The following is a 22160-nucleotide window of genomic DNA, read 5'->3' on the forward strand; positions in this document are numbered from 1 at the left end:
GATGCAGTGTAATGGCCGTCGCCCCGCTAGTTGTAACAATAGGTGATCCAAACGGAATTGGGATTGAGATAATCTCCAAAGCCTGGATGCAGCGCGACTTGAATAATCTCCCGGTTTTTTTTCTCCTCGGCAATGTTAAAACAATAGAGCACTACCTGAAATCTACGGGAATAGCCGTACCCTTCCTGGAAATCGCCTCCCCTGCCGATGCGGCAAATGTTTTTTCAAAAGCCCTGCCCGTACTGTCACTTGAGGGGTCAAACAGCGTTGCCGAAGAAATCATACTGTCCATCCGCCGTGGTACCGAATACTGTCTAAGCGGGGAAGCCAGCGCTCTGGTAACAAACCCTATTCAGAAAAAGAGGCTCTATGATACAGGGTTCAGTTTTCCAGGGCATACGGAATATCTCGCTAGCTTAACCGGTGTAACCGATCAAGCCGTCATGATGCTGGCGTGCCGCGAATTGAAGGTTATTCCTGCGACAATACATGTTCCGCTAAACAAGGTTCCTGCCCTGCTTTCCGCAGACTTGCTTACTCACGTCATTTCCACCGCCCATCGGGATCTGAATTACCGGTTTGGTATCGCTAATCCGCGGATAGTTGTTGCCGGTCTCAATCCTCACGCCGGCGAAGATGGCAGTATTGGCACTGAAGAAGTCGACATTATATCTCCGGCCATCAAAAACCTGCAACAAAGCGGAATGGATGTAAAAGGACCTTTTCCAGCGGACAGCCTCTTTCATAAAGCGGCGCGCGGGAAGTATGATGCAGCGATCTGCATGTATCATGATCAAGCCTTGATCTCGATTAAGACCATAGATTTCGATGGCGGTGTCAATATTACTTTGGGATTGCCGATCATCCGGACCTCGCCTGATCATGGTACGGCGGAAGATATCCATGGAAAAGGCATTGCAAATCCAACCAGCTTGATCGAAGCGATGAAAATCGCCGCGGAAATTGCCTCAATAGCCAATGACTGAAGCCGATCCCCTCCCTCCCTTGCGGGATGTCATAAATCGATATGGCCTGCGTGCCGAGAAGGCCTTGGGGCAAAATTTCCTGCTGGACCTTAATTTAACAGGAAAAATTGCCCGATCAGCGGGGGCGCTTGATGGAGAAACTGTTCTTGAAATCGGTCCGGGTCCAGGCGGCCTAACACGTGCCATTCTGGCGGAGGGAGCATCAAAACTAATTGCCATTGAAAAGGACAGCCGCTGCCTGCCTGCGCTTGCCGAGATCAGTAAAGCTTACCCAAACCGTATTGAAGTGCTCAATACAGACGCCCTTGAGCTCGACGAAACAACATTATTTGAGGGGCAGGCTAAAATTATCGCCAATTTGCCTTATAATATAGCGACACCATTGCTGATAAAATGGCTTGGACAAGTTGATCGCTTTTCGTCAATGACGTTAATGTTCCAAAAAGAGGTTGCCGATCGTATAACGGCTCAGCCAAGCACAAAGGCCTATGGCCGACTGACGATATTATGCCAATGGCTATGCGTATGTACCCGCCAGTTTGATATCTCGCCAAAAGCATTTACACCGCCACCGAAAGTCACCAGCACTGTCGTTAAATTGGTGCCACGGCCCGAACCTGCCTTCCCCGCCAACCAGATGATTTTAGAGAAAATTGTTGCAGCTGCCTTCGGTCAGCGCCGTAAAATGCTGAGGGCAAGCTTGAAACCGCTGGGAAAACCTACGGAAATTCTTTTACAAAAAGCGGATATTGATCCAACAAGACGCGCGGAAGAGCTAACTGTTGAAGAGTTTTGCCGGTTGGCGTTGGTTTTTGAAAACTCTCAGTAACCTTCGCGCAAGCCGCTCACAAAATCGATTAGTCCTGTCCGGCGGCTGCAACGCACGCGCTCCGCTTTTAAAATGGCCCTTACCTCAGACAGGCATTCATCAACATCATCATTTACAACGACATAATCATACTCCCGCCAATGGCTGATTTCTTCAGAAGCCTTTGACATTCGCTGTGCCACAACTTCATCGGAATCCTGAGCTCTGGACTTAAGTCGTTTCTCCAGAGCGGCAGTTGACGGTGGCAGGATAAATATGCTGACCAGATCATCGCGCATTTTCTGTGCCAGTTGCTGGGTTCCTTGCCAATCAATATCGAAAAGCACATCATTCCCACTGCTTAAAGCATCTTCCACAGCTGCGCGCGGTGTGCCGTAATAATTACCAAAAACTTTCGCATGTTCCAGCAGCTCGTCCCGGTTGATCATGAGATTAAAATCTACGGGTTCGACAAAAAAATAATCCTCCCCGTCCGTTTCACCCGGGCGCATCGGGCGCGTCGTTGCGGAAACCGACATCTTCATGTTGTCAGTGTCCGCTAACAATGCCCGTGAAAGAGTGGTTTTTCCGGCGCCGGACGGTGACGACAAAACTAGCATCAAGCCGCGACGATCAACGGACATAGATTCCCTCATAGCTGGCATATCCACCCACTCCTACTCAATATTCTGTACTTGCTCGCGCAGTCGATCAATCACGGCTTTCATATCCAACCCGGTCTGAGTCAGTGCTTTATCACTGGATTTAGAGCAAAGAGTATTGGCTTCACGATTAAATTCCTGACAAATGAAATCCAAGCGTCTGCCCATGCCATGATCGCTGGTTCCATTAAGGACTTCGCGGGCTGAGGCTATATGGCTCGACAATCGATCCAGTTCTTCAGAAATATCCGCTTTCGTTGCCAACAGGGCCAGTTCCTGCTCCAATCGCCCCTCGTCCAGGGTTTTCGTTTCCGATAGTATCCGGTCCATCTGAGTTTTCAGCCGTCGCCGGCTATTATCTGGTCCGTCTACAATCTGTTCTTTTGCGCGGGAAACCAAAATCTCTATCTCGTCCAGCTGTGCATTTAAAATAGGAGACAGACGGCCACCTTCTTCCGCCCGGACAGAAGAGAGGTTAGCTAGAACCTCGGCAGCTGACTCCAATAATACGGCTTGCAACTCATCATTGCCTGCATGGTCCTGTGCTATGTCATTTTGCTCGATGACACCTTTGAGGGCCAGCATTCCATCCATATTCGGTAATTGGCCGCGGCCTTCCTCAACATACTGGTTGGCCAAAGTCAGCAATTCATCAAGAAACACCGTGTTGACGCGATAGGCTTGTTCACCTTGCGTATTCTCAAATTGCAGTTGAATATTCATCGATCCACGATGAAAGGTAGACTTAAGCAGTTTCCGTATCTTGTCTTCCAGTTGGTCAAAGCCAGCCGGCATGCGACACCGGATTTCCAAGCCTTTGCCATTAACGCTTTTGGCTTCCCATTGCCAGCTATAAGTCTTGAAGGAGCCGATGGAACGCGCGAAACCTGTCATACTATTTACGGTCACGAATGCCTCATGCGTTAATTAAAATCGAGGCCTCTTGTATATCTTTTTCGAAGGTCTATCACAAGGTCAGCAAAGGTTATTTTTTGTCAGGCTCAAGGATGTTTACAACAAAGGATATCGCGCGCTGTACCAGGGCAAAAATTATACTCGCGGTCATACCGACGGCAAATGCCGCAAGATTTAACCCAAATTCAGCGGCAACATTGGAAGTTGGCACCCAGATCTCCAGAACCAGAAAACAACTGCATCCCATTATACCCCCAAGCGCGCCGTGCAATGCCGACGAATACCGGATATCTGCGTCATACTCACGTCGCCTGACCAGCAACGCAATTTTCAATGTCATCAATGTCAGCACCCCCACTGTCCCCCATAAAAAAGCAGACGACGCTCCAAATACCCATACAAGATCAGCCGCAAAATCCGTAATGAACATTTCATTGGCCATAGTTCGTGAAAAAAGAAGAAGCGGGAAGACAACCAGAACCAGCGCGGCGATACAAAGAGGCATAATCCATAAAAGACGCGCACCCGTTCTACTATCGATGAGTGTTTTACCGTTTATTTTCTGATGTGCGTAAGCCTGGCTTGCTACAGCTCGATATGCGTTTTGCAGACCGTGATAATCATTCAACGAATTTGCCGGTTCAGCGGCTTCATAACTGGAAATTGCAACATCCAGTGCCGCAAGATGTACAGGTTTCGCAACAGAGGGATGCTCAAGGAAAAAGACAGAAAGACTTTTTGCATTGGCCAGAAGTCGAGAAAGTTCATCATCATTGATCAACGGGTTATTTCCCTGAACCACCACCTCTTTTTCCACCGGTTTTGGCGGTGGCACCGGTGGCGCAACAGGCTTGGTTTTTGCAGGGTCAGGTGATGTACTGCCGGGTTTAGTTTCCGACAGTTCGCCGGGCGGCTCCTCAGTGTTGGTGTTGGTGTTGTCTTGTTCGAAAAGCGTTGGTTTTACAAGATCCTCGTTTGTCGCTTTGCTTGACTGCGACGGATCTGGGATAGGGTCTGAATGATCTGTTATCGGAGCGTCAGGCTTTTCACCCGATGTTTCCAATTGATTTGCATTGTCAGTTTCGAGAGATTTCTCATTCGTAACAGGAAGCACTTTTTGCTGTTTGATGTTCTTGTTCACCAAATCGAGTGACGACGCGTCTAACGTTTCAATCTCCTCACGTAAATCCAGTAAAGCCTGACGAAGCTCCTGCCGTTGTCTAAGCAGGATTTGAATAGTATCTGTACTTGCTGCCATTCGCGCACCCCACGTCATTTTCATCGATCTTGGAGATAGACGATTGGGGGCTCTTTTTTGTGCCGAGTTTCATTCAAATTTCGAAAGCGGCTTCTGTCAGGAGGTTATTTTTTCTTTTTCCTGTTTAGCTTGCGCCATTTCCTGACATTGGCATTATGTCCATCCAGCGTTTCAGAAAAGGCGTGCCCACCGGTTCCATCAGCAACAAAATATAGATCTTTCGTTTGCAAAGGCTGTAGAACGGCGCGCAAGCTTTCTTCCCCCGGGTTCGCTATGGGGCCCTTCGGCAACCCAGATATATGATAAGTGCTATAGGCATTCTTGGACGCCAGATCTTTTTTGCTTAAGGGACGTCCCAATTCATGTTTACCTTCCGTAATCCCATAGACGACGGTCGGATCCGATTGCAGTTTCATCCCTTTCCTGAGCCGGTTCAAAAACACACCTGCAACATGGGGCCGCTCTGAAGCCAGCGCCGTTTCTTTTTCGACAATTGAGGCAAGAATAATCAATTCCTCCACTGTCTTTATTTCTGAATCTGGATCGCGCAACGTCCAAACTTCCATGGTCAGGATCCGCATATCCTCAGCCATGCGCGCCACCAGCTCTTCCCGGCTATCCCCCAATTGATAATGATACGTTTCGGGAAGATACGCCCCTTCGGGCATGGCAACAGTGATATCACCGGTTAAACCATCCGCTTGTAAAACCAATTCTCGAATTTCCCGGCTTTCAAGGCCTTCGGGTATGGTTATCCGGCGTTCAATGACTTTACCAGAGACAAAGAGATTCATGAGCCCGTATCCAGACAGGCCGGCGGGTACCAAATATTCTCCGGCTCGTAAATTGCGCCCCATCTTTTCAAGCTTAACACCAAAAACAAACGCTAAATCATTGTTAACGATGTTTTTTTCAAGAAGTTCTTTGGATAGTGACCGCAGTCCTGTGCCTTTCTTAAGCAAGAACGTTGTTTCCGTCGCGAGAGGACCTGGTGACTTGAAAAGATGCCAGCCATAACCGGCGAGAGACGCCACAGACAAGGCGGCAACAATAAAAAGGGCAAAGATGAAGAAGTAAACCCGCTTCATCCTGCCCTCAATAATTCGTCATGATCGGTTAAACGCTTTTCATTACAAGACTGGCATTGGTGCCACCAAATCCAAAGGAATTGGACAGAACCGCTTTCAGTTTCTTATCCTGCGCAACTTTCGGTACCAAATTAAGGTCCAGGCCATCGGATGGATCGTCCAAATTAAGCGTTGGCGGTAAAATACCATTATTCATTGCCAGGATTGAGAATATGGCCTCAACACCCCCGGCAGCGCCCAGCAAATGGCCGATCGCTGATTTTGTCGAGGACATTGCCAGATTCTCTTTGGCACTCCCAAACAGGCGTTTTACTGCGCCCACCTCAATTTCATCCCCCAGCGGCGTTGAGGTTCCATGCGCATTTACATAGCCAATATCTTCCAGGCTCAGGCCTGATTTCTTGATGGCCATCTTCATCGCCCGATATCCGCCATTGCCATCACTGGCTGGCGCTGTAATGTGATGTGCATCGCCAGACAAACCATACCCGACAACTTCCGCATAAATTTTTGCGCCACGCTTTTTGGCATGCTCATATTCTTCGAGAACGACAACGCCGGCACCTTCACCCATGACGAAACCATCCCGGCCTTTATCATAGGGACGCGAGGCTTGCTCAGGGTTGTCCGGGAACCCTTTTGACAGGGCTTTTGCTGAGGCAAAGCCCGCGATACCCAATCGGCAAATAGCTGCCTCTGCGCCGCCGGCTACCATCACATCCGCATCATCATCGACAATCATCCGTGCGGCATCACCTATTGCATGCGCTCCCGTTGAGCAAGCAGTAACAACGGCATGTGCCGGTCCCTTAAATCCATGGCGTATCGACACCTGTCCGGAAACAAGGTTGATCAACGCGCCTGGAATGAAAAAAGGACTGATGCGGCGGGGGCCGCGTTCATGCAGAATAACCGCGTTCTCTTCAATCGAGGGCAAGCCGCCAATGCCCGAACCGATGGTGACGCCGGTCCGGCAGGCTTCCTCGTCATTTTTCGGAACCCAGCCGGAATCCTTGATAGCTTCTTCTGCTGCACCAATACCGAACAGGATAAAGCTATCCACTTTACGCTGCTCTTTCGGTGCGAGGATGTCATCTGCAATAAAAGCGTCCGGGTGATCGGGCGTTTCTGGAACTTCACAGCCATATTTGACGGGAAGATCGGTGGTATCGATCTTCGTCAGCTGTCCAGCCCCCGATTCCGAGTTAATAAGCCTCTTCCACGTCGCTTCAACACCGTTGGCTAACGGAGTAACAAGCCCCATTCCGGTAACAACTACACGTCGCATGCCAAAACCTATCAAAAAGTTTAAGGAGGATTAATCGCTTTTATTACTATTTATTCAGCCTGGTTAGGCTGCGTCGATATGCGTAATCGCGTCTTTTACTGTCAGAATTTTTTCTGCAGCATCGTCCGGGATTTCGATGCCGAATTCTTCTTCGAACGCCATCACAAGTTCAACTGTGTCCAGGCTGTCTGCGCCCAGATCGTCAATGAAGCTGGCTTCTTCTGTTACTTTACCTTCATCAACACCAAGATGTTCGATAACGATTTTTATTACGCGCTCGGCGGTAGTGGTCATAGCAATATCCTTAGATAATCCGACAGTTTAAGTAATAGTCTCTTCAATCCTTACCCCCACCAAGCTTAAATTTCAAGCAGAACAGAGGTCAATTTCGTGCGGTTTCCTAGCATACTTTGTCGATCTTGCAAAGGAAACCTGTCACAGGTAGTGATTTTCCGATTTTCGACAAGTGCATGCGCCTTTAGATCATCGCCATTCCGCCATTTACATGCAGCGTCTGCCCGGTCACATAACCGGCTTCATCAGAGGCAAGATATAAAACCGCAGCAGAAATGTCGCGCGGGTCTCCCAGTTTTCCTGCGGGCACGCCGGCAAGCAATGCGTCTTTCTGGGCGTCCGGAAGAGCATCTGTCATGGCTGTCTCAATAAACCCGGGAGCCACGCAATTTACAGTAACCCCCCGGCTTGCCACTTCCTGTGCCAGGGATTTTGACATGCCGATCATCCCCGCTTTCGAGGCAGCGTAATTCATTTGCCCCGGGTTGCCTGTCACGCCAACGATGGATGTGATGCCGATAATCCGGCCATTACGCCGTTTCATCATGCCCCGAAGGCTGTTTTTAGAGAGCAAAAAAGCGGCTTTCAGATTGACATCCATCACCAGATCCCAATCTTCCTCTTTCATTCGCATGGCAAGACCGTCACGGGTCAGACCTGCGTTATTTACGAGAATATCAACTTGACCCATAGCGGCATCCGCCTCTTTGATCAAATTTCCCACAGCCTCCATGTCAGAGAGGTTGCACGGTAGAATATGCACCCGGTCACCGAGCTCGGCAGCAACCGCTCTCAGGGCATCTTCACGTGTCCCTGACAAAGCAACAGTCGCCCCCGCGGCGTGAAGATCTTTGGCGATTATGGCCCCTAATCCGCCAGATGCGCCTGTTATGAGCGCAGATTTACCTGTTAGATCAAACATAATTTACTCCCATCACACAATTATCAAATCTTTAAAGGGTTGCCAAAAAAGCTTCTATATCCGCGGGTGACTGAACGGCTGTTCCCGTCATTTCACGGTTAATTCTACGTACCATACCCGTCAGAATCTTGCCAGCTCCCAACTCGACAAGCTCCTCGACCCCCTGCTCTCCCATATAAAGGACGCTTTCTCTCCAGCGAACGCGGCCTGTCACCTGATCAACAAGTAATTTCCGAATTGTATCCGGATCGCTCACTTGTGCGGCGGTGACATTGGCGACCAAGGGTACCCGCGGCGGTGCGATCGTAACCTCCGCCAGCTTTTCAGCCATCACATCTGCTGCCGGTTGCATCAACGGACAATGAAAAGGCGCGCTCACCGGCAAGAGCATTCCCCGCTTTGCGCCTTTTTCTTTTGCAATTTCAATTGCTTTTTCAACGGCACGCTTGTGACCACTCAGGACCACCTGTCCGTCGGCGTTATCATTGGCGGCAACGCATATCTCTCCGTCCACCGCAGATTTTTCAGCTTCTGCAACGACTTCTTCTACAGGCCCAATGTCCAGCCCAAGCAAAGCAGCCATCGCGCCCACCCCGACCGGCACCGCCTGTTGCATGGCCAACCCTCTGGCTTTCAATAATTTTGCCGCATCTGAAATCGTCAAAGCGCCGGCTGCGGTTAAGGCTGAATATTCCCCCAAAGAATGTCCGCCGACAAATGCCGCTGCGGTCCCCAGATCCATATTCCCTTCTTTTTCCAGCACCCGTACAACTGCCAAACTGACAGCCATCAGGGCCGGCTGTGCATTTTCAGTTAATGTCAGTTCCTCGATCGGCCCTTCAAACATCAATTGCGTCAGGTTTTGCCCGAGGGAATCATTGACTTCTTCGAAAACTTCGCGGGCAGCAGAGAAACTCTCTGCCAACTCTTTTCCCATCCCGACAGATTGACTGCCCTGGCCTGGAAATACAAATGCACGTGTCATATATAAGGTCCGATCTTGTTAGTTACTGAGGCACAGTCATATTACGGAAAAATTTCCTGTCAAGCCTACTTGCATATGGCAGCAATATCTGTATAGTCCGCGGCCTCAATACTCCTTGCCGACGGAGGTCGGCTAAGTTTGGCAGGTTATGGGCAACTGTAACTCCAGACATCTAGAAGCCGTAAGGAGCTTATATTAATGCCTCTATATGAGACAGTTATAATTGCGCGTCAGGATATCTCCACGCAACAAGTGGAAACCCTGACCGAACAAATGTCCGGATATGTCACAGAAGGCGGCGGAACCGTTGCTAAAGTTGAACATTGGGGACTTCGTAATCTTGCCTACAAAATCAAGAAAAACCGCAAAGGTCACTATGTTCTATTGAACATTGATTCACCTGTTGCAGCGGTTAAGGAAATGGAACGCAACCTTCTTCTACATGAAGATATCCTGCGCCACATGACTTTGCGGGTTGAAGAATTGAACGAAAATGATTCCGTTATGCTGCAATCACGAAGCGCGCGCCCAGGGGGCCGTCGTGATCGCGAAGAACAGGAAAGCGACGCACCAAAAGCTGCGGCAGAAGAAGTTGTTGCAGCAGATGAAACAGCGACAGAAGAAGTTGCAACCGTTGAAGGAGACGCATAATGGCTGATGAACAACGCCGTCCATTCTTTCGTCGCCGGAAGACCTGTCCGTTTTCAGGTGAAGGCGCACCGAAAATCGATTATAAAGACGTGAAGCTTCTGCAACGTTTTGTTTCCGAACGCGGTAAGATTATGCCAAGCCGGATAACAGCTGTGTCTGCAAAGAAGCAGCGCGAACTGGCAACAGCAATCAAGCGCGCAAGAAACCTCGCGCTCCTGCCGTTTATCGTAGAATAGAAAGCAAAGGGCAGCGGTAACGCTGCCTTTAGAATACAGCTTATGGTCAAGGAACTGGTCGTAGCCATATCGTTGGGTATTTTGAGTACCCTGCTCCTGTCGATTTCCATTATGGGAAATGACGGTGCTGCAAACTACGGCTCGGCCTTTCAGTCTTTGGCCTTATGGACATTATCTCTGGTCCCCTTGTTTATTTCGGGATTGGGGTTCGGGGTTATGAGTGCAGCGGTTTCAGTTATTACCGGCGCCATTATAGCCTCCCTGGTTTTAAGCCCTGTATTCGGTTTAACATATGCCATCCTGTGCGGTGCACCCGTGATTGTCATCGTTCGACAAGCATTGTTGTGGCGGGGTACGGAAGAAGAAAAATTCTGGTACCCGACAGAGTATTTGCTAATCTGGTGGGCAGGGATATGTGTCGGTCTGACAATCGCGGCAATGGCCGTGGTCAATATGAACGACGAGCTGCGGCAAGGACTGGTTGCTGGTATGGATCAGATGCTGGTGCAGCTAAAGGAATTACGGGGTGTCAGCCCCACTATGACCGCTGAAGAATTTGTTGCGCTGATGCCGCAATTTCTGGGTCCTATGTGGGGTTTGTTTGTTTTGCTAAGTGGATCTCTGGCTCAAGGGCTGTTGGTTCGATTTGACAAGAACAAGCGTCCGACACCGAAACTAACGAAAATGGAGCTGCCTGTATGGGCGGCTCTGGCGTTCGTCGCGGCAGTAGTGTTAAGTCTGTTTCTTGACGGAATCTGGCCGATATTGGGCGCCATAGTAATCGCATTGGAGATTGTCTTTTTCCTGCAGGGAATGGCTGTTATCCATGTGGTTTCGAAAAGATGGAACGGTCGGCCCATCCTACTTGGGGCGATTTATATGGTATTGATTATTATGCTGTGGCCATTTCTTTTGGTTACAGTGTTAGGATTGATGGAAAATTGGATCGGGTTCAGGCGCCGTTTTGCCGTCACCACCCACCAGGAGGAAGACTGATGGAAGTAGTATTATTAGAACGAGTTGAAAAACTTGGACAAATGGGTGACGTTGTCACCGTGAAGAACGGATATGCCCGGAACTTTCTGTTGCCGCAGAACAAAGCACTGCGCGCCAACAAAGATAACCTGGCAATTTTCGAAGCGCAGAGAGCTCAACTCGAAGCGGACAATCTCAAGCAGAGTGACGAAGCCAGAAAAGTCGGTGAAAAACTCGATGGCGAAACTGTCATTCTGATCCGTGCCGCCAGTGAATCCCAGCAGCTTTACGGTTCAGTCAGCACGCAGGATATTGCCAAGGCCGTAACGTCAGCCGGCTTTACCGTCGATCGCAAGCAGATCATCATGGACAAGGTTCTTAAAACCCTTGGTCTGCACGACATTAAAGTGCGTCTGCACCCTGAAGTGAATGTCACTGTTGTCGTCAATATCGCCCGCTCCGAAGAAGAGGCTGAAATTCAGGCACGTGGCGAATCTGTTGAAGAGGTTGCAGAAGCAGCTCTGGATAATCGCGATGAAGCAATTGCTGATGTCTTCGAATCCACGGCAGATATTGATCTGGACGAATTGGCCCAGGCCGGCGCCGAAGAAGTGGACGTCAAAGTGGACGTGGAAATCGAAGTTGAAGCGGAAGCTGAAGAAGAAACCAAGTAAGCCTCTGTTAAAAAAGAAGTGTAAGCGGCGCTGGCATGGCGCCGCTTTTTCTTTTTCCGGGACCGCGTAAATTCCCCCATAATTAACAGGCTGTGGATAATATATTTCCACAACTTATCAGATCAGATTTTTCAATTTATCAATGAAGATAATCCTCCCCTGTGATACGGTCCTTCCATGGAAACGGTATTAGTCAGTGAAGAGCAGTCAGACGATGGATCAAATGAGTCCCTCGCCTATCGCTCTGCTCCCCATAACATTGAAGCGGAACAGGATCTTATCGGCGCCATCCTTGTTAATAACGAGGCCGCCGCCAAGGTAACCGGCTTTTTGTTACCTGATCATTTTTCAGAGGATGTACACAGGCGCATCTATGAAGCCGCCTCGATTTTGATCGAGCGTGGTGAAATTGCCGACCCTGTTACGCTTAAATCCTATTTCGATCATGATTCCGCTTTGGCAGATATTGGCGGCTCACAGTATCTGGCGCGTCTTGCAGCTTCTGCTACGACGATTATCAACGCCGAAAATTACGGGCGATTGATTTATGATCTGGCCATGCGCCGGGAATTGATCCTGCTGGGCGAAGATATCGTCAATACGGCTTATGATTCCGATCTTGAAGAAACATCCCAGTCGCAAATCGAGGAAGCGGAGAAGAAACTCTTCTCCCTGGCGGAAAATGGCGCCCATGAAGGCTCCCTGGTTCCTGTAAAGATTGCGGTTGGCGAAGCTTTGAAATCAATAGAGGAAGCCTTCCATCGTGACGGGAACCTGGTCGGCGTTACAACCGGGCTGAAAGATATGGACGGGAAGCTTGGCGGCCTGCATAATTCCGATCTTCTTATTCTCGCGGGCCGGCCCTCCATGGGGAAAACATCCCTGGCAACCAATATTGCCTATAACGCGGCAAAGGCCCATCGCAATTCAGGGGGCAAGGAAGGCGCTGCCGTCGGATTTTTCTCGCTTGAAATGGCGGCGGAACAACTTGTCGGCCGTATTCTGGCGGAGGCAACTGAAATCAGCTCGGAAAAGCTGCGGCGCGGCGATTTGAGCGATGATGAATTTGCCAATAAGCTGGTTCCGCAAAGTGCCCTTCTGTCGGAACTGCCGCTTTACATTGATGATACGCCCGCCCTGTCCATCGCCGCCTTGCGAACGCGGGCGCGCCGGTTGAAGCGAAGCCACGGGCTGGGATTGATTGTTGTTGATTATCTGCAATTGATGAAAGGCTCGGGCCGGCGCAGCGAAAACCGGGTCCAGGAGATCTCCGAGGTAACCCAGGGCCTGAAGGCCGTTGCCAAGGAGTTGAACATACCTGTTATTGCCTTATCCCAGCTGAGCCGTCAGGTGGAAAACCGCGACGACAAACGGCCCCAGCTTTCTGATTTACGGGAGTCCGGCTCCATTGAGCAGGATTCTGATGTGGTGATGTTCGTCTACCGGGAATCCTATTACGAGGAACGTAAAGAACCCTCCGAAGGCACACCGGAACATGCGGAATGGCAAGAAAAAATGGGCCGCCTGCATAACATGGCGGAAGTGATCATCGGCAAACAACGGCATGGCCCGATCGGGATTATCAAATTGCATTTCAAACCGGAATTCACCCGGTTCGGCGATTATATCTCGGATGACTATTTACCGGAACATCATTAGGAAGCGACCGCGTTTATGGATCCTAGACTTGCCGGCGCCCATTTGATCGTTGATCTGGGCGCTCTTCAGGAAAATTACCGCATACTTCAGAGCAATGCCGCACCGGCAAAATGTGGCGCTGCCGTGAAAGCCAATGCCTACGGTCTGGGTATCGAGAAGGTCGCTCCGGCCCTTGCGGATGCGGGATGTACGGATTTTTTTGTTGCCTTGCCGGCGGAAGGCGTCACGTTGCGCAACTGCTTGCCGGATGCGACGGTCTATGTTCTTTCCGGGTTGATGGTAGAGGCTGAACCAGCCTATCTGGAACATAACTTGATTCCTGTTCTCAACAGTCTGGACGAATTGCGGAACTGGTCGGAATTTGCCCGTGACCACGGACCTTTACGGGCGGCAATCCATCTCGATACAGGGATAACAAGACTGGGGTTTCTGGAAGCGGAAATCCGCAATCTCGCGGCGGAACCAACGCTTCTAGATGACCTGGAAATCGATTATATCATAAGCCATCTGGCCTGCGCTGATGAACCGGATCATCCCCTTAACCAGCGGCAGCTTGACTGTCTGCATTATTTTAAAACCCTGTTGCCGGCCCCCTTGCAGGATACGCCGGTTTCCTTTGCCAATTCCGCCGGTATTTTTCTCGGACCTGACTTTCATTTCGATCATGCCCGGCCCGGCATTGCCTTATTTGGCGGCAATCCCACTGGCAGCACCCCAAACCCCATGCATGAAGTGGTCAAATTGCAAGGGAAAATCCTGCAAGTTCAGGACGTTGACAGTCAATTTCACGTTGGCTATGGTGCGACATACCGGACAGAAGATGTGAGCCGGATTGCCACAGTTTCGGTGGGCTACGCGGACGGATATTTTCGAGCGCTTGGCAATAAGGCAGAATGTGCGATAAAGAATAACAAGGTACCGGTCATAGGGCGCGTCTCAATGGATATAATTACAATCGATGTCAGCAGCATCCCGCGTCATGAATGTGTCGCTGGAGGTTTCGTTGATCTGATTGGTGGCGCGGTACCATTGGATGAAGTGGCGGCACATGCCGAGACAATTCCATATGAAATACTCACCTCTCTCGGAAATCGCTTCTACCGGGAATATTTGGAACCGGCGGACAAGTAATATGGAATGGAATATTTTTGCGGCGATTGGCCGTGTCTTTATCTCCTTTATGGCCGCCGTTGGCCGGATTACCAAATTTACGGTCGTAAGCCTGCGTCATTGCATCATCCCGCCTTTCTATTTGTCGCTATTTTTGCGGCAGCTTATGAATATCGGCTATTACTCTCTTCCGGTCGTCGGCATGACGGCCCTGTTCACCGGTATGGTTCTGGCGTTGCAGATTTACGATGGCTCCTCCAGGTTTAATGCGGAAAGCGCCGTTCCGACGATTGTTGTCATCGGCCTCACCCGGGAACTCTCCCCGGTTCTCAGCGGCCTGATGGTTGCCGGGCGGGTTGGTGCCGCGATTGCCGCGGAAATCGGGACCATGCGGGTGACCGAGCAAATTGACGCGCTCGCCACGTTATCAACGAACCCGTTCAAGTATCTGGTGACACCCCGCATCCTCGCGGCGGTCATCACCCTGCCCTTTCTTGTTCTGCTGGGCGATATCATCGGCGTTGCCGGTGGCTTCCTGGTCGCGACGGAATCGCTGGGCTTCAACCCGGGCAATTACCTGACAAACACCTTCGAATTCCTGCAGGTGCGTGACGTCGTCTCCGGCTTGATCAAGGCAGCCGTCTTCGGCTTCATTGTCGCCTTGATGGGCTGCTATCACGGATTTCATTCCGTCGGCGGGGCGCAAGGCGTGGGCAAGGCGACAACAAATGCCGTCGTTTCCTCCTTTGTTCTGATCCTGATCAGCGACTATTTCCTCACAGTAATGCTTACCGTTCAACCATGACCGCCGCGCCGAAAATCGAACTGCGGAAAGTGTGCAAGGCGTTCGGCAGCAAAGTTATCCTCTCCGATCTCGATCTCAGTATCCAGGATGGGGAATCCCTGGTTGTGATCGGCGGATCCGGAACCGGCAAATCGGTCATGCTGAAATGTATTCTGGGCCTGCTTGAGCCCGACAGCGGTGATATCCTGATCGACGGACAGTCGGTGGTTGGCCTGTCCTCCAAGGCGCGGGAAAAAGTTCTGCTGAAAACCGGCATGCTGTTTCAGTATGCGGCCCTGTTCGACAGCTTGCCTGTCTGGGAAAATGTCGCCTTTGGCCTGCTCCAGGCGCATGGAATACCGCGCAAGAAAGCCAGGGAAATAGCCATGGAGAAACTCAGCCTTGTGGGGCTCGGCCCGGACATGGCGGATCGCAATCCGGCGGAGATGTCCATTGGTATGCAAAAGCGGGTCGGCCTCGCCCGGGCCATCGCCGCGGACCCTGAAATCATCTTTTTCGATGAGCCGACCACAGGTCTTGATCCGATTATGGGGGATGTCATCGACAGCCTTATTCGCGACTGTACCCGGCGCCTGGGCGCCACAACATTGACCATATCCCATGATATGGATGGCGCGCAGGTTATTGGCGATACGATCGCATTGCTCTATAAAGGAAACGTCGTCTGGTCCGGACCTGCGGATACCATCAAGACCTGCGGTAACCCTTATGTCGAGCAATTCGTCCGGGGCGATATTGACGGCCCCATAAAACTGGAAGTCTTGAAACCGTAACCTCACGGGACGGAATTTATTTTGGTTTCGGCCAAACCACGAATAACAGGAATAAGTCATGGCGCGAACTGCCGAACAATTCACCTGCCAGTCCTGCGGCGAAATCCATCGCAAATGGCAAGGCCGTTGTGATTCCTGCGGAGAGTGGAACTCGCTCCAGGAAAGCGTGGTTGAAGCCGCCGTGCCAAGCGGCCTGTCCACCGGCAAGGGCCAGGCCATCACTTTTACCGCCCTGGATACGGATACCAGCGATCATGCCCGCACTTTGAGCGAGCTTGGGGAACTGGACCGGGTTCTTGGGGGCGGCTTCGTCCCCGGCTCCTCCATCCTGATTGGCGGCGATCCGGGTATCGGTAAATCGACGCTTCTGTTGCAAGCCGTCGGCCGCATGGCGTTGAAAGGCCAGCCCTGCACCTATATCTCCGGCGAGGAGGCAACCCAGCAGATATCCATGCGGGCCCGCCGGCTGGGGTTGTCGGACGCCCCCGTGCAACTGGCATCGGCCAATTCGCTTCGGGATATTATTACCAGCCTTGAAAAAGCCCCCACCCCGAAATTGCTGGTGATCGATTCCATCCAAACCGTGTTCGCCGACAATCTATCGAGCGCTCCCGGGACTGTCGCGCAAGTGCGGGCCTGCGCACAGGAGCTGATCCGCTATGCCAGAAAGTCCGGCTGCAGTGTTATCCTTGTGGGACATGTGACCAAAGATGGCCAGATTGCCGGCCCGCGGGTTCTGGAGCATATGGTCGATACGGTACTGTATTTCGAAGGGGATCGCGGCCATCAATTCAGGATCTTGCGGGCGGTCAAGAATCGCTTCGGCGCCACCGATGAAATCGGCGTGTTCGAGATGACGGATTCCGGCCTTCAGGAAGTCGCCAACCCCTCATCCCTTTTCCTGAGCAATCCGGACAAGGCCATCAGCGGCGCCTCGGTCTTCGCCGGGATGGAAGGTACCCGTCCCTTGCTGGTGGAAATTCAGGGACTGGTGGCAACCACGGCGCAAGCGACACCGCGCCGGGCTGTTGTTGGCTGGGATTCCAATCGGCTGGCCATGATATTAGCGGTTCTGGATGCGCGCTGCGGCTTGTCTTTTTCCGGCAGTGAAGTTTACCTCAACGTCGCCGGCGGCCTGCGTGTCAATGAACCGGCGGCGGATCTGGCGGTTATTGCCGCCCTGGTATCCTCCATTTCCGACATTCCCGTGCCCGAAAGCAGCCTGTTTTTTGGCGAAATCGGCCTCTCCGGTGAAATTAGGGCTGTCGGTCAAGCCGATGCTCGGTTAAAAGAGGCGGCGAAACTCGGATTTACCACGGCCATTATTCCTGCTGGCAGCAAGATAAAAGACACGTCCATGAAAATTATTGAAGTGGAACATCTGCGGGAAATTGTTAGTCTGTTTACACAATCGCAACCGGTGACCCAGGTTGTTTAAAGGGGTATAGAGAGCTTTATGGAAGACTTCCCCATACAAGGTGCCGATGCGGTTATCCTGGTGATTCTCCTGATTTCCGCAATTTTCGGTTTTGCCCGTGGCTTTGTGAAGGAAACCCTGGCCATCGCCGGCTGGGTCGGTGCCACCTTTATTACGCTTTACGCCTTTCCCCTGCTGCAGCCCATCGCCCGGGAATTTATCGTCAATCTGCTGATCGCGGATATCCTGACCGGTGCCGTCGTCTTTGTCCTGTCGCTGGTGATCCTGTCCTATTTCAGTCATGCCATCTCGGAAAAGGTGAAAGCCTCCAGTCTTGGGGCCCTTGACCGTTCACTGGGGATATTTTTTGGCATCGCACGGGGATTTCTGTTGCTGGGCATCGCCTGGCTGATCTTTGTACAGTTCATCCCCGAAGATGACCGGCCGGAATGGGTGTTAAACGCCAAGATGTTGCCAATCGTATCAGCCAGCGGCGCCTTCGTTGCCCGGCTGCTGCCGCCTGACATGCAGGAAAACCTGAATATCACCCGGGATTCAGATCAGGATGCCGTCAAAAAGCTTAAAGAAAAATATGATGAATTGCCTGATGCGGTAAAAGACGGCATAAAGACCAACGTCGATGATGCGGCAAAAATTATCGACAAAGGCTATGATGATCGCGCGCGGCAGCAAATGGAAAACCTAACCAAAAGTACGCAGGAAAATCCAAAATGACGGACAGCCATATATTCGACGATCTGTGTAATCCCTTCGATGATGACAAGCTTCATGAAGAATGCGGCGTATTTGGAATATATGGCCATGAAGAGGCCGCGGCCCTCGCCGCCCTCGGCTTACATGCCCTCCAGCATCGCGGACAGGAAGCCGCCGGGATCGTCAGCCATGATGGCCGCCATTTCCACAGCCACAAGGCCATGGGCAAGGTGGGCGATAATTTCTCCTCTGAAGAGATTATCGGCGGCCTGAAAGGCGAAGCAGCCCTCGGCCATAACCGTTATGCCACAACCGGCGGTTCCGTCCTTCGTAATATTCAGCCCATATTTGCCGATCTTGCCAATGGCGGGCTCGCCGTAGCCCATAACGGCAACCTGACCAATGCCTCGACATTGCGCAAGCAACTGGTGACCGAAGGCAGCATCTTTCAGTCCACCACGGATACGGAAGTGATTATCCATCTGGTGGCCAACAGCAAAAAAATGAAAATCGTCGATTGCATGATTGATTCCATGGCCAAGATAATCGGCGCCTATTCCCTGGTGTCGCTGACCAGCAAGAAAATGATCGGTATGCGGGACCCCTTCGGCGTCCGGCCGCTGGTTTTGGGCAAACTGGATAATGCCTATATCCTGACATCGGAAAGCTGCGCGCTCGATATCATTGGTGCGGACTTTATCCGCGACGTGGAGCCCGGCGAGGTGATCGTCGTCGATGATGGCGGCTTGACCTCCCTCTTCCCGTTCACGACGCCACCCAAGCGCTTCTGTATTTTCGAACATATCTATTTCGCCCGCCCGGACAGTGTTGTCGAGAAACGCTCGGTTTATGATGTGCGCAAAGATATTGGCCAGCAACTGGCTGTCGAACACCCGGTGGAGGCCGATCTGGTCATTCCCGTCCCCGATTCCGGGACACCCGCCGCCATCGGCTATGCCGAACAAAGCGGTATCCAGTTTGATCTGGGCATCATTCGGAACCATTATGTGGGACGCACCTTTATCGAGCCCACGGATCAAATTCGTCATCTGGGCGTCAAGCTCAAGCTCAATGCCAACCGGGCCCTTATCAAGGGCAAGCGGGTTATTCTGGTGGATGATTCCATTGTCCGCGGCACCACCTCAACCAAGATCGTGCAAATGATGCGCGAAGCCGGCGCGACGGAAGTGCATATGCGCATTGCCAGCCCGCCAACGACCAATTCCTGCTTCTATGGTGTGGACACGCCAAGCCGCAATAAATTGCTGGCGGCCCAATATGAAGTTGAGGAAATGTGCAAGTTTATCGGCGCCGACAGCCTCAGCTTTATATCCCTGAACGGCCTGTATGTGGCCATGGGAGAGCTTGAGCGAAATTCGGAACAGCCACAATATTGCGACGCCTGCTTTACCGGTGACTATCCCATTGAATTAACCGATCAGGAAAGCGGCATGGCGGCAGAGCTAACGCTTCTGACCGAGCATTCCTGAGCTCGGCACCTTTTAACCAGTTAATCCTCCTTGATAACGGAACCTAGTATGTCCGCTAAATTAAAAGATAAAGTCGCGCTGATTACAGGCGCCTCCCGCGGTATTGGCGCCGCCGTTGCGAAACGCTTCGCCGCGGAAGGAGCCCATGTCATCCTCGTCGCCCGCTCCGTTGGCGGACTGGAAGAAGTTGACGATGCCATTCAGGCGGCGGGCGGCAGCGCCACCCTGGTGCCCCTGGATCTTCTTGATACCGTGGCCATTGACGGACTTGCCGCCCCGCTGCTCGAGCGTTGGGGTAAGCTGGATATTCTCATTGGCAATGCGGGTATGCTCGGTAAGCTGATGCCGATCCAGCAATATGCCCCGGCCCTGTGGGAAGATGTTTTTAAACTGAACGTCCATGCCAACTGGCGCCTGATCCGCGCCCTCGACCCGCTGTTGCGCCAGAGCGAGGCCGGGCGCGCGCTGTTTGTCACGGCCAGTGCTGCGCAGGATCATAAACAATTCTGGAGCGCCTATTCCGCCAGCAAGGCGGCGCTTGAGGCCCTGGTCGAAACCTATGCCGCCGAAACCACGAAGACAAATCTACGGGTCAATCTCATTGATCCCGGACCAACCCGCAGCAAATTACGCCTGATGGCCTATCCGGGTGAAGATGACAGTGTCTTGCCAGCCCCCGAAGATCACGCGGAGCTTTTCTTGCAGACGATCCTGCAAGGGCAGGATGTCCATGGAACGCGCATCGAAGGCTAGGGTCAGGACCCGTCCATTGGCCCGGAGCTATGAGGTGTAGTCGCTCAGGTCTTCCGGCGCATGCAGCAGCGTACCGTCGTATTTCGGAAGATCATCCTCCAGTTGAAGCCAGGGTAGCTTGCTGTCATAATTTACGTGGAATGTCGGCTCGAATTCCTGCGGGTTTTCCAGGGAGGCCGCATAAAGATGCATCCCGCCGGCATAGTGATCTGCCTCAAATCCCATGGGGGACCCACAATCCTTGCAGAAATGCCGAAAGACGCCTTGTGAACTCTCCAGGGTTTTCGGCGCCTCTGCGAGCCATTTGAAGTTCTTGAGCGGCACACCGAGCCAGGCGACAACCGGCGCAGCGCAATTGCGGCGACAGTCATCACAATGACAGTAGCAGGCCCAGGTGACCTCGCCGATATATTCCCACCTGGTTTTTTTGCACAGACAATGGCCGCGTGTCGTCATTTGTTCTTCCCGGTTTTTGGTGCGTGAGCAACATGCCGATCAGGGCGTCGGCTTCCCTGTAGATGAGTTAAGTGGAATTTGAGGTCACAGACTAACGTACACCAGACTGATTGCCGCTCGAATGCGACACCAAGGAAATATTGGACGGTAGAGCACGAGGATGAAGATGTAAACAAGCCACCTGATCAGGCGGCTTGTTTACTTTTGAGCAATTCTCTCTATAAATTTTTGCATGAACAATCTAAAGATAGCAACCAGCCAGTTTCCACTTTCGGGCAATATTACTCGTAATGCCCAGTATATAAAGCAGCATATGAAAAAAGCCGCGAAGGAGGCGTGCCACATTGTTCATTTTCCTGAAACGGCATTATCCGGCTATGCACGGGTCCATTTTGACTCTTTTCAAAACTATGATTGGGGGCTTTTGCAGCAATGTTTGGAAGATATTATTGCTCTCTCAAAAGAACTGCGTATCTGGACAATATTGGGATCAACAAGAAAAAATACTGATAGTCAGCCATATAACTGCATTTATGTTATTTCTGACATGGGTCAGATAGAAGGCATTTACGATAAACAGAATCTTTATAGCAGAGAAAAAGAATTTTACACGCCAGGTGCTAAGCCGCTTTTCGCGACTATATTCGGAGTAAAATGCGGATTTCTTATTTGTTATGATTCCTGTTTTCCAAATCTTTACACAACTTATCGAGATCAAGGTGTTCAGCTGTTGTTTCATTCATATTACAATGCCGCCAATACAGAAGGAAAAAGCAGTCTTGATGATCTTATTATTGCCCAATTAATAACGCGCGCTGCTGATAATCAAATGTGGATTTCAGCAAGCAATTCTTCAGAAAGACATTCACGTCTGGCCTCTTGTCTTGCCCGGCCTGATGGTTCTCTCGTCAAAGCTAAACGCCATGTAGCAGGGATTGTTACGACAGTATTTTCACAAATCGGTCCTGGATGGACATACAACAATAGAACAGGATCATAAATGTTGCTCAAAAACTTCTTTGGGCGTTCTGTATTCAAGGCATTTTCTGGGTGTGTTGTTTATTCGGTTAGCTATAGCAACAAGATTTTCGTTTGATATTTGCTCTCAATTTCTATTGCGCGGTAAAAACCGCCTGATCCTGCTATTTGTATTCTCAACCGTGCCTTTCTGCCAAAGGGCGCAGGGATCGCAATAGTAGTTTTAAATGCCCAGTTGCTGTGGGAGCAGGGAATAGAATTAA

General features: G+C 51.2%; 24 protein-coding genes. 15 read left to right on the plus strand and 9 right to left on the minus strand.

The window, feature by feature from the left end; translation table 11 throughout:
* Window positions 1-11: 11 nt before the first annotated feature.
* Both pdxA and rsmA read left to right on the plus strand, forming a co-directional pair.
* The gene (pdxA, locus tag NBZ79_RS12430) at window positions 12-986 is read left to right on the plus strand and encodes a 4-hydroxythreonine-4-phosphate dehydrogenase PdxA (RefSeq protein WP_251932764.1); all 975 of its coding nucleotides are present in this window, start codon (window positions 12-14) and stop codon (window positions 984-986) included.
* Window positions 979-1815: a 16S rRNA (adenine(1518)-N(6)/adenine(1519)-N(6))-dimethyltransferase RsmA gene (gene rsmA, locus NBZ79_RS12435; protein WP_251932766.1), complete on the plus strand. Its 837-nt coding sequence runs from the start codon at window positions 979-981 to the stop codon at window positions 1813-1815. The genes pdxA and rsmA overlap by 8 nt, the downstream gene beginning before the upstream one ends.
* Here the strand turns inward: rsmA and gmk are convergent.
* The 8 genes from gmk to fabD form a co-directional block, all read right to left on the minus strand.
* Window positions 1809-2459, minus strand: a complete 651-nt coding sequence (gene gmk, locus NBZ79_RS12440; protein WP_251932768.1) for a guanylate kinase — start codon at window positions 2457-2459, stop codon at window positions 1809-1811. The genes rsmA and gmk overlap by 7 nt on opposite strands.
* Before the next feature lie 12 nt (window positions 2460-2471).
* Window positions 2472-3365, minus strand: coding sequence for a YicC/YloC family endoribonuclease (locus tag NBZ79_RS12445; protein ID WP_251932770.1), 894 nt, complete (start codon window positions 3363-3365; stop codon window positions 2472-2474).
* A gap of 76 nt (window positions 3366-3441) precedes the next feature.
* Window positions 3442-4629: a hypothetical protein gene (locus NBZ79_RS12450; RefSeq protein WP_251932772.1), complete on the minus strand. Its 1188-nt coding sequence runs from the start codon at window positions 4627-4629 to the stop codon at window positions 3442-3444.
* A 104-nt stretch (window positions 4630-4733) separates the two neighbouring features.
* Window positions 4734-5717, minus strand: a complete 984-nt coding sequence (mltG, locus tag NBZ79_RS12455) for an endolytic transglycosylase MltG (RefSeq protein ID WP_251932774.1) — start codon at window positions 5715-5717, stop codon at window positions 4734-4736.
* A 28-nt stretch (window positions 5718-5745) separates the two neighbouring features.
* Window positions 5746-7005 carry a beta-ketoacyl-ACP synthase II gene (fabF, locus tag NBZ79_RS12460; protein WP_251932775.1) on the minus strand — a complete coding sequence of 420 codons (1260 nt, stop codon included), beginning with the start codon at window positions 7003-7005 and terminating at the stop codon, window positions 5746-5748.
* A 63-nt stretch (window positions 7006-7068) separates the two neighbouring features.
* Complete coding sequence (locus tag NBZ79_RS12465; RefSeq protein ID WP_251932777.1) at window positions 7069-7299, minus strand: acyl carrier protein; 231 nt, start codon at window positions 7297-7299, stop codon at window positions 7069-7071.
* 184 nt (window positions 7300-7483) lie between these two features.
* Window positions 7484-8221, minus strand: coding sequence for a 3-oxoacyl-[acyl-carrier-protein] reductase (gene fabG, locus NBZ79_RS12470; RefSeq protein ID WP_251932779.1), 738 nt, complete (start codon window positions 8219-8221; stop codon window positions 7484-7486).
* 31 nt (window positions 8222-8252) lie between these two features.
* Entirely contained in the window at window positions 8253-9206 is a 954-nt protein-coding gene (gene fabD / locus NBZ79_RS12475; protein WP_251932781.1) for an ACP S-malonyltransferase, read from the minus strand.
* Between the two features lie 198 nt (window positions 9207-9404).
* On the opposite strand from fabD, the gene rpsF reads away from it, so the two are divergent.
* From rpsF to NBZ79_RS12535, 12 genes are all read left to right on the plus strand, one after another.
* The gene (rpsF, locus tag NBZ79_RS12480) at window positions 9405-9857 is read left to right on the plus strand and encodes a 30S ribosomal protein S6 (RefSeq protein ID WP_251932783.1); all 453 of its coding nucleotides are present in this window, start codon (window positions 9405-9407) and stop codon (window positions 9855-9857) included.
* Window positions 9857-10093, plus strand: coding sequence for a 30S ribosomal protein S18 (gene rpsR, locus NBZ79_RS12485; protein ID WP_251932784.1), 237 nt, complete (start codon window positions 9857-9859; stop codon window positions 10091-10093). Before rpsF ends, rpsR begins: the two co-directional genes overlap by 1 nt.
* Window positions 10094-10135: 42 nt before the next feature.
* On the plus strand, window positions 10136-11089 hold the full coding sequence (locus NBZ79_RS12490) for a DUF2232 domain-containing protein (protein WP_251932785.1): 954 nt from the start codon (window positions 10136-10138) through the stop codon (window positions 11087-11089).
* A complete protein-coding gene (gene rplI, locus NBZ79_RS12495) occupies window positions 11089-11742 on the plus strand; it encodes a 50S ribosomal protein L9 (protein WP_251932787.1) in 654 nt (217 codons plus the stop codon). The genes NBZ79_RS12490 and rplI overlap by 1 nt, the downstream gene beginning before the upstream one ends.
* 177 nt (window positions 11743-11919) lie before the next feature.
* Window positions 11920-13401 (plus strand): replicative DNA helicase, encoded by a 1482-nt coding sequence (locus tag NBZ79_RS12500; protein ID WP_251932789.1) that lies wholly within the window; start codon window positions 11920-11922, stop codon window positions 13399-13401.
* Between the two features lie 15 nt (window positions 13402-13416).
* Entirely contained in the window at window positions 13417-14532 is a 1116-nt protein-coding gene (gene alr / locus NBZ79_RS12505; RefSeq protein WP_251932790.1) for an alanine racemase, read from the plus strand.
* Window position 14533: 1 nt separating this feature from the next.
* Entirely contained in the window at window positions 14534-15316 is a 783-nt protein-coding gene (locus NBZ79_RS12510) for an MlaE family ABC transporter permease (protein ID WP_251932792.1), read from the plus strand.
* Entirely contained in the window at window positions 15313-16089 is a 777-nt protein-coding gene (locus tag NBZ79_RS12515; protein WP_251932793.1) for an ABC transporter ATP-binding protein, read from the plus strand. Before NBZ79_RS12510 ends, NBZ79_RS12515 begins: the two co-directional genes overlap by 4 nt.
* Before the next feature lie 58 nt (window positions 16090-16147).
* Window positions 16148-17527 carry a DNA repair protein RadA gene (gene radA, locus NBZ79_RS12520; protein WP_251932794.1) on the plus strand — a complete coding sequence of 460 codons (1380 nt, stop codon included), beginning with the start codon at window positions 16148-16150 and terminating at the stop codon, window positions 17525-17527.
* A gap of 18 nt (window positions 17528-17545) precedes the next feature.
* A complete protein-coding gene (locus NBZ79_RS12525; RefSeq protein ID WP_251932796.1) occupies window positions 17546-18241 on the plus strand; it encodes a CvpA family protein in 696 nt (231 codons plus the stop codon).
* A complete protein-coding gene (purF, locus tag NBZ79_RS12530; protein WP_251932798.1) occupies window positions 18238-19710 on the plus strand; it encodes an amidophosphoribosyltransferase in 1473 nt (490 codons plus the stop codon). The genes NBZ79_RS12525 and purF overlap by 4 nt, the downstream gene beginning before the upstream one ends.
* Before the next feature lie 48 nt (window positions 19711-19758).
* Window positions 19759-20463, plus strand: coding sequence for an SDR family NAD(P)-dependent oxidoreductase (locus NBZ79_RS12535; protein ID WP_251932800.1), 705 nt, complete (start codon window positions 19759-19761; stop codon window positions 20461-20463).
* A gap of 27 nt (window positions 20464-20490) precedes the next feature.
* Here NBZ79_RS12535 and NBZ79_RS12540 read toward each other — a convergent pair whose 3' ends face one another.
* A complete protein-coding gene (locus NBZ79_RS12540; RefSeq protein WP_251932802.1) occupies window positions 20491-20919 on the minus strand; it encodes a GFA family protein in 429 nt (142 codons plus the stop codon).
* Between the two features lie 232 nt (window positions 20920-21151).
* Between NBZ79_RS12540 and NBZ79_RS12545 the strand changes: the two genes are divergently transcribed.
* Window positions 21152-21919 carry a carbon-nitrogen hydrolase family protein gene (locus NBZ79_RS12545; protein ID WP_251932804.1) on the plus strand — a complete coding sequence of 256 codons (768 nt, stop codon included), beginning with the start codon at window positions 21152-21154 and terminating at the stop codon, window positions 21917-21919.
* Window positions 21920-22160 lie beyond the last annotated feature (241 nt).

It is taken from the genome of Sneathiella marina (assembly GCF_023746535.1).
Lineage (GTDB): Bacteria > Pseudomonadota > Alphaproteobacteria > Sneathiellales > Sneathiellaceae > Sneathiella > Sneathiella marina.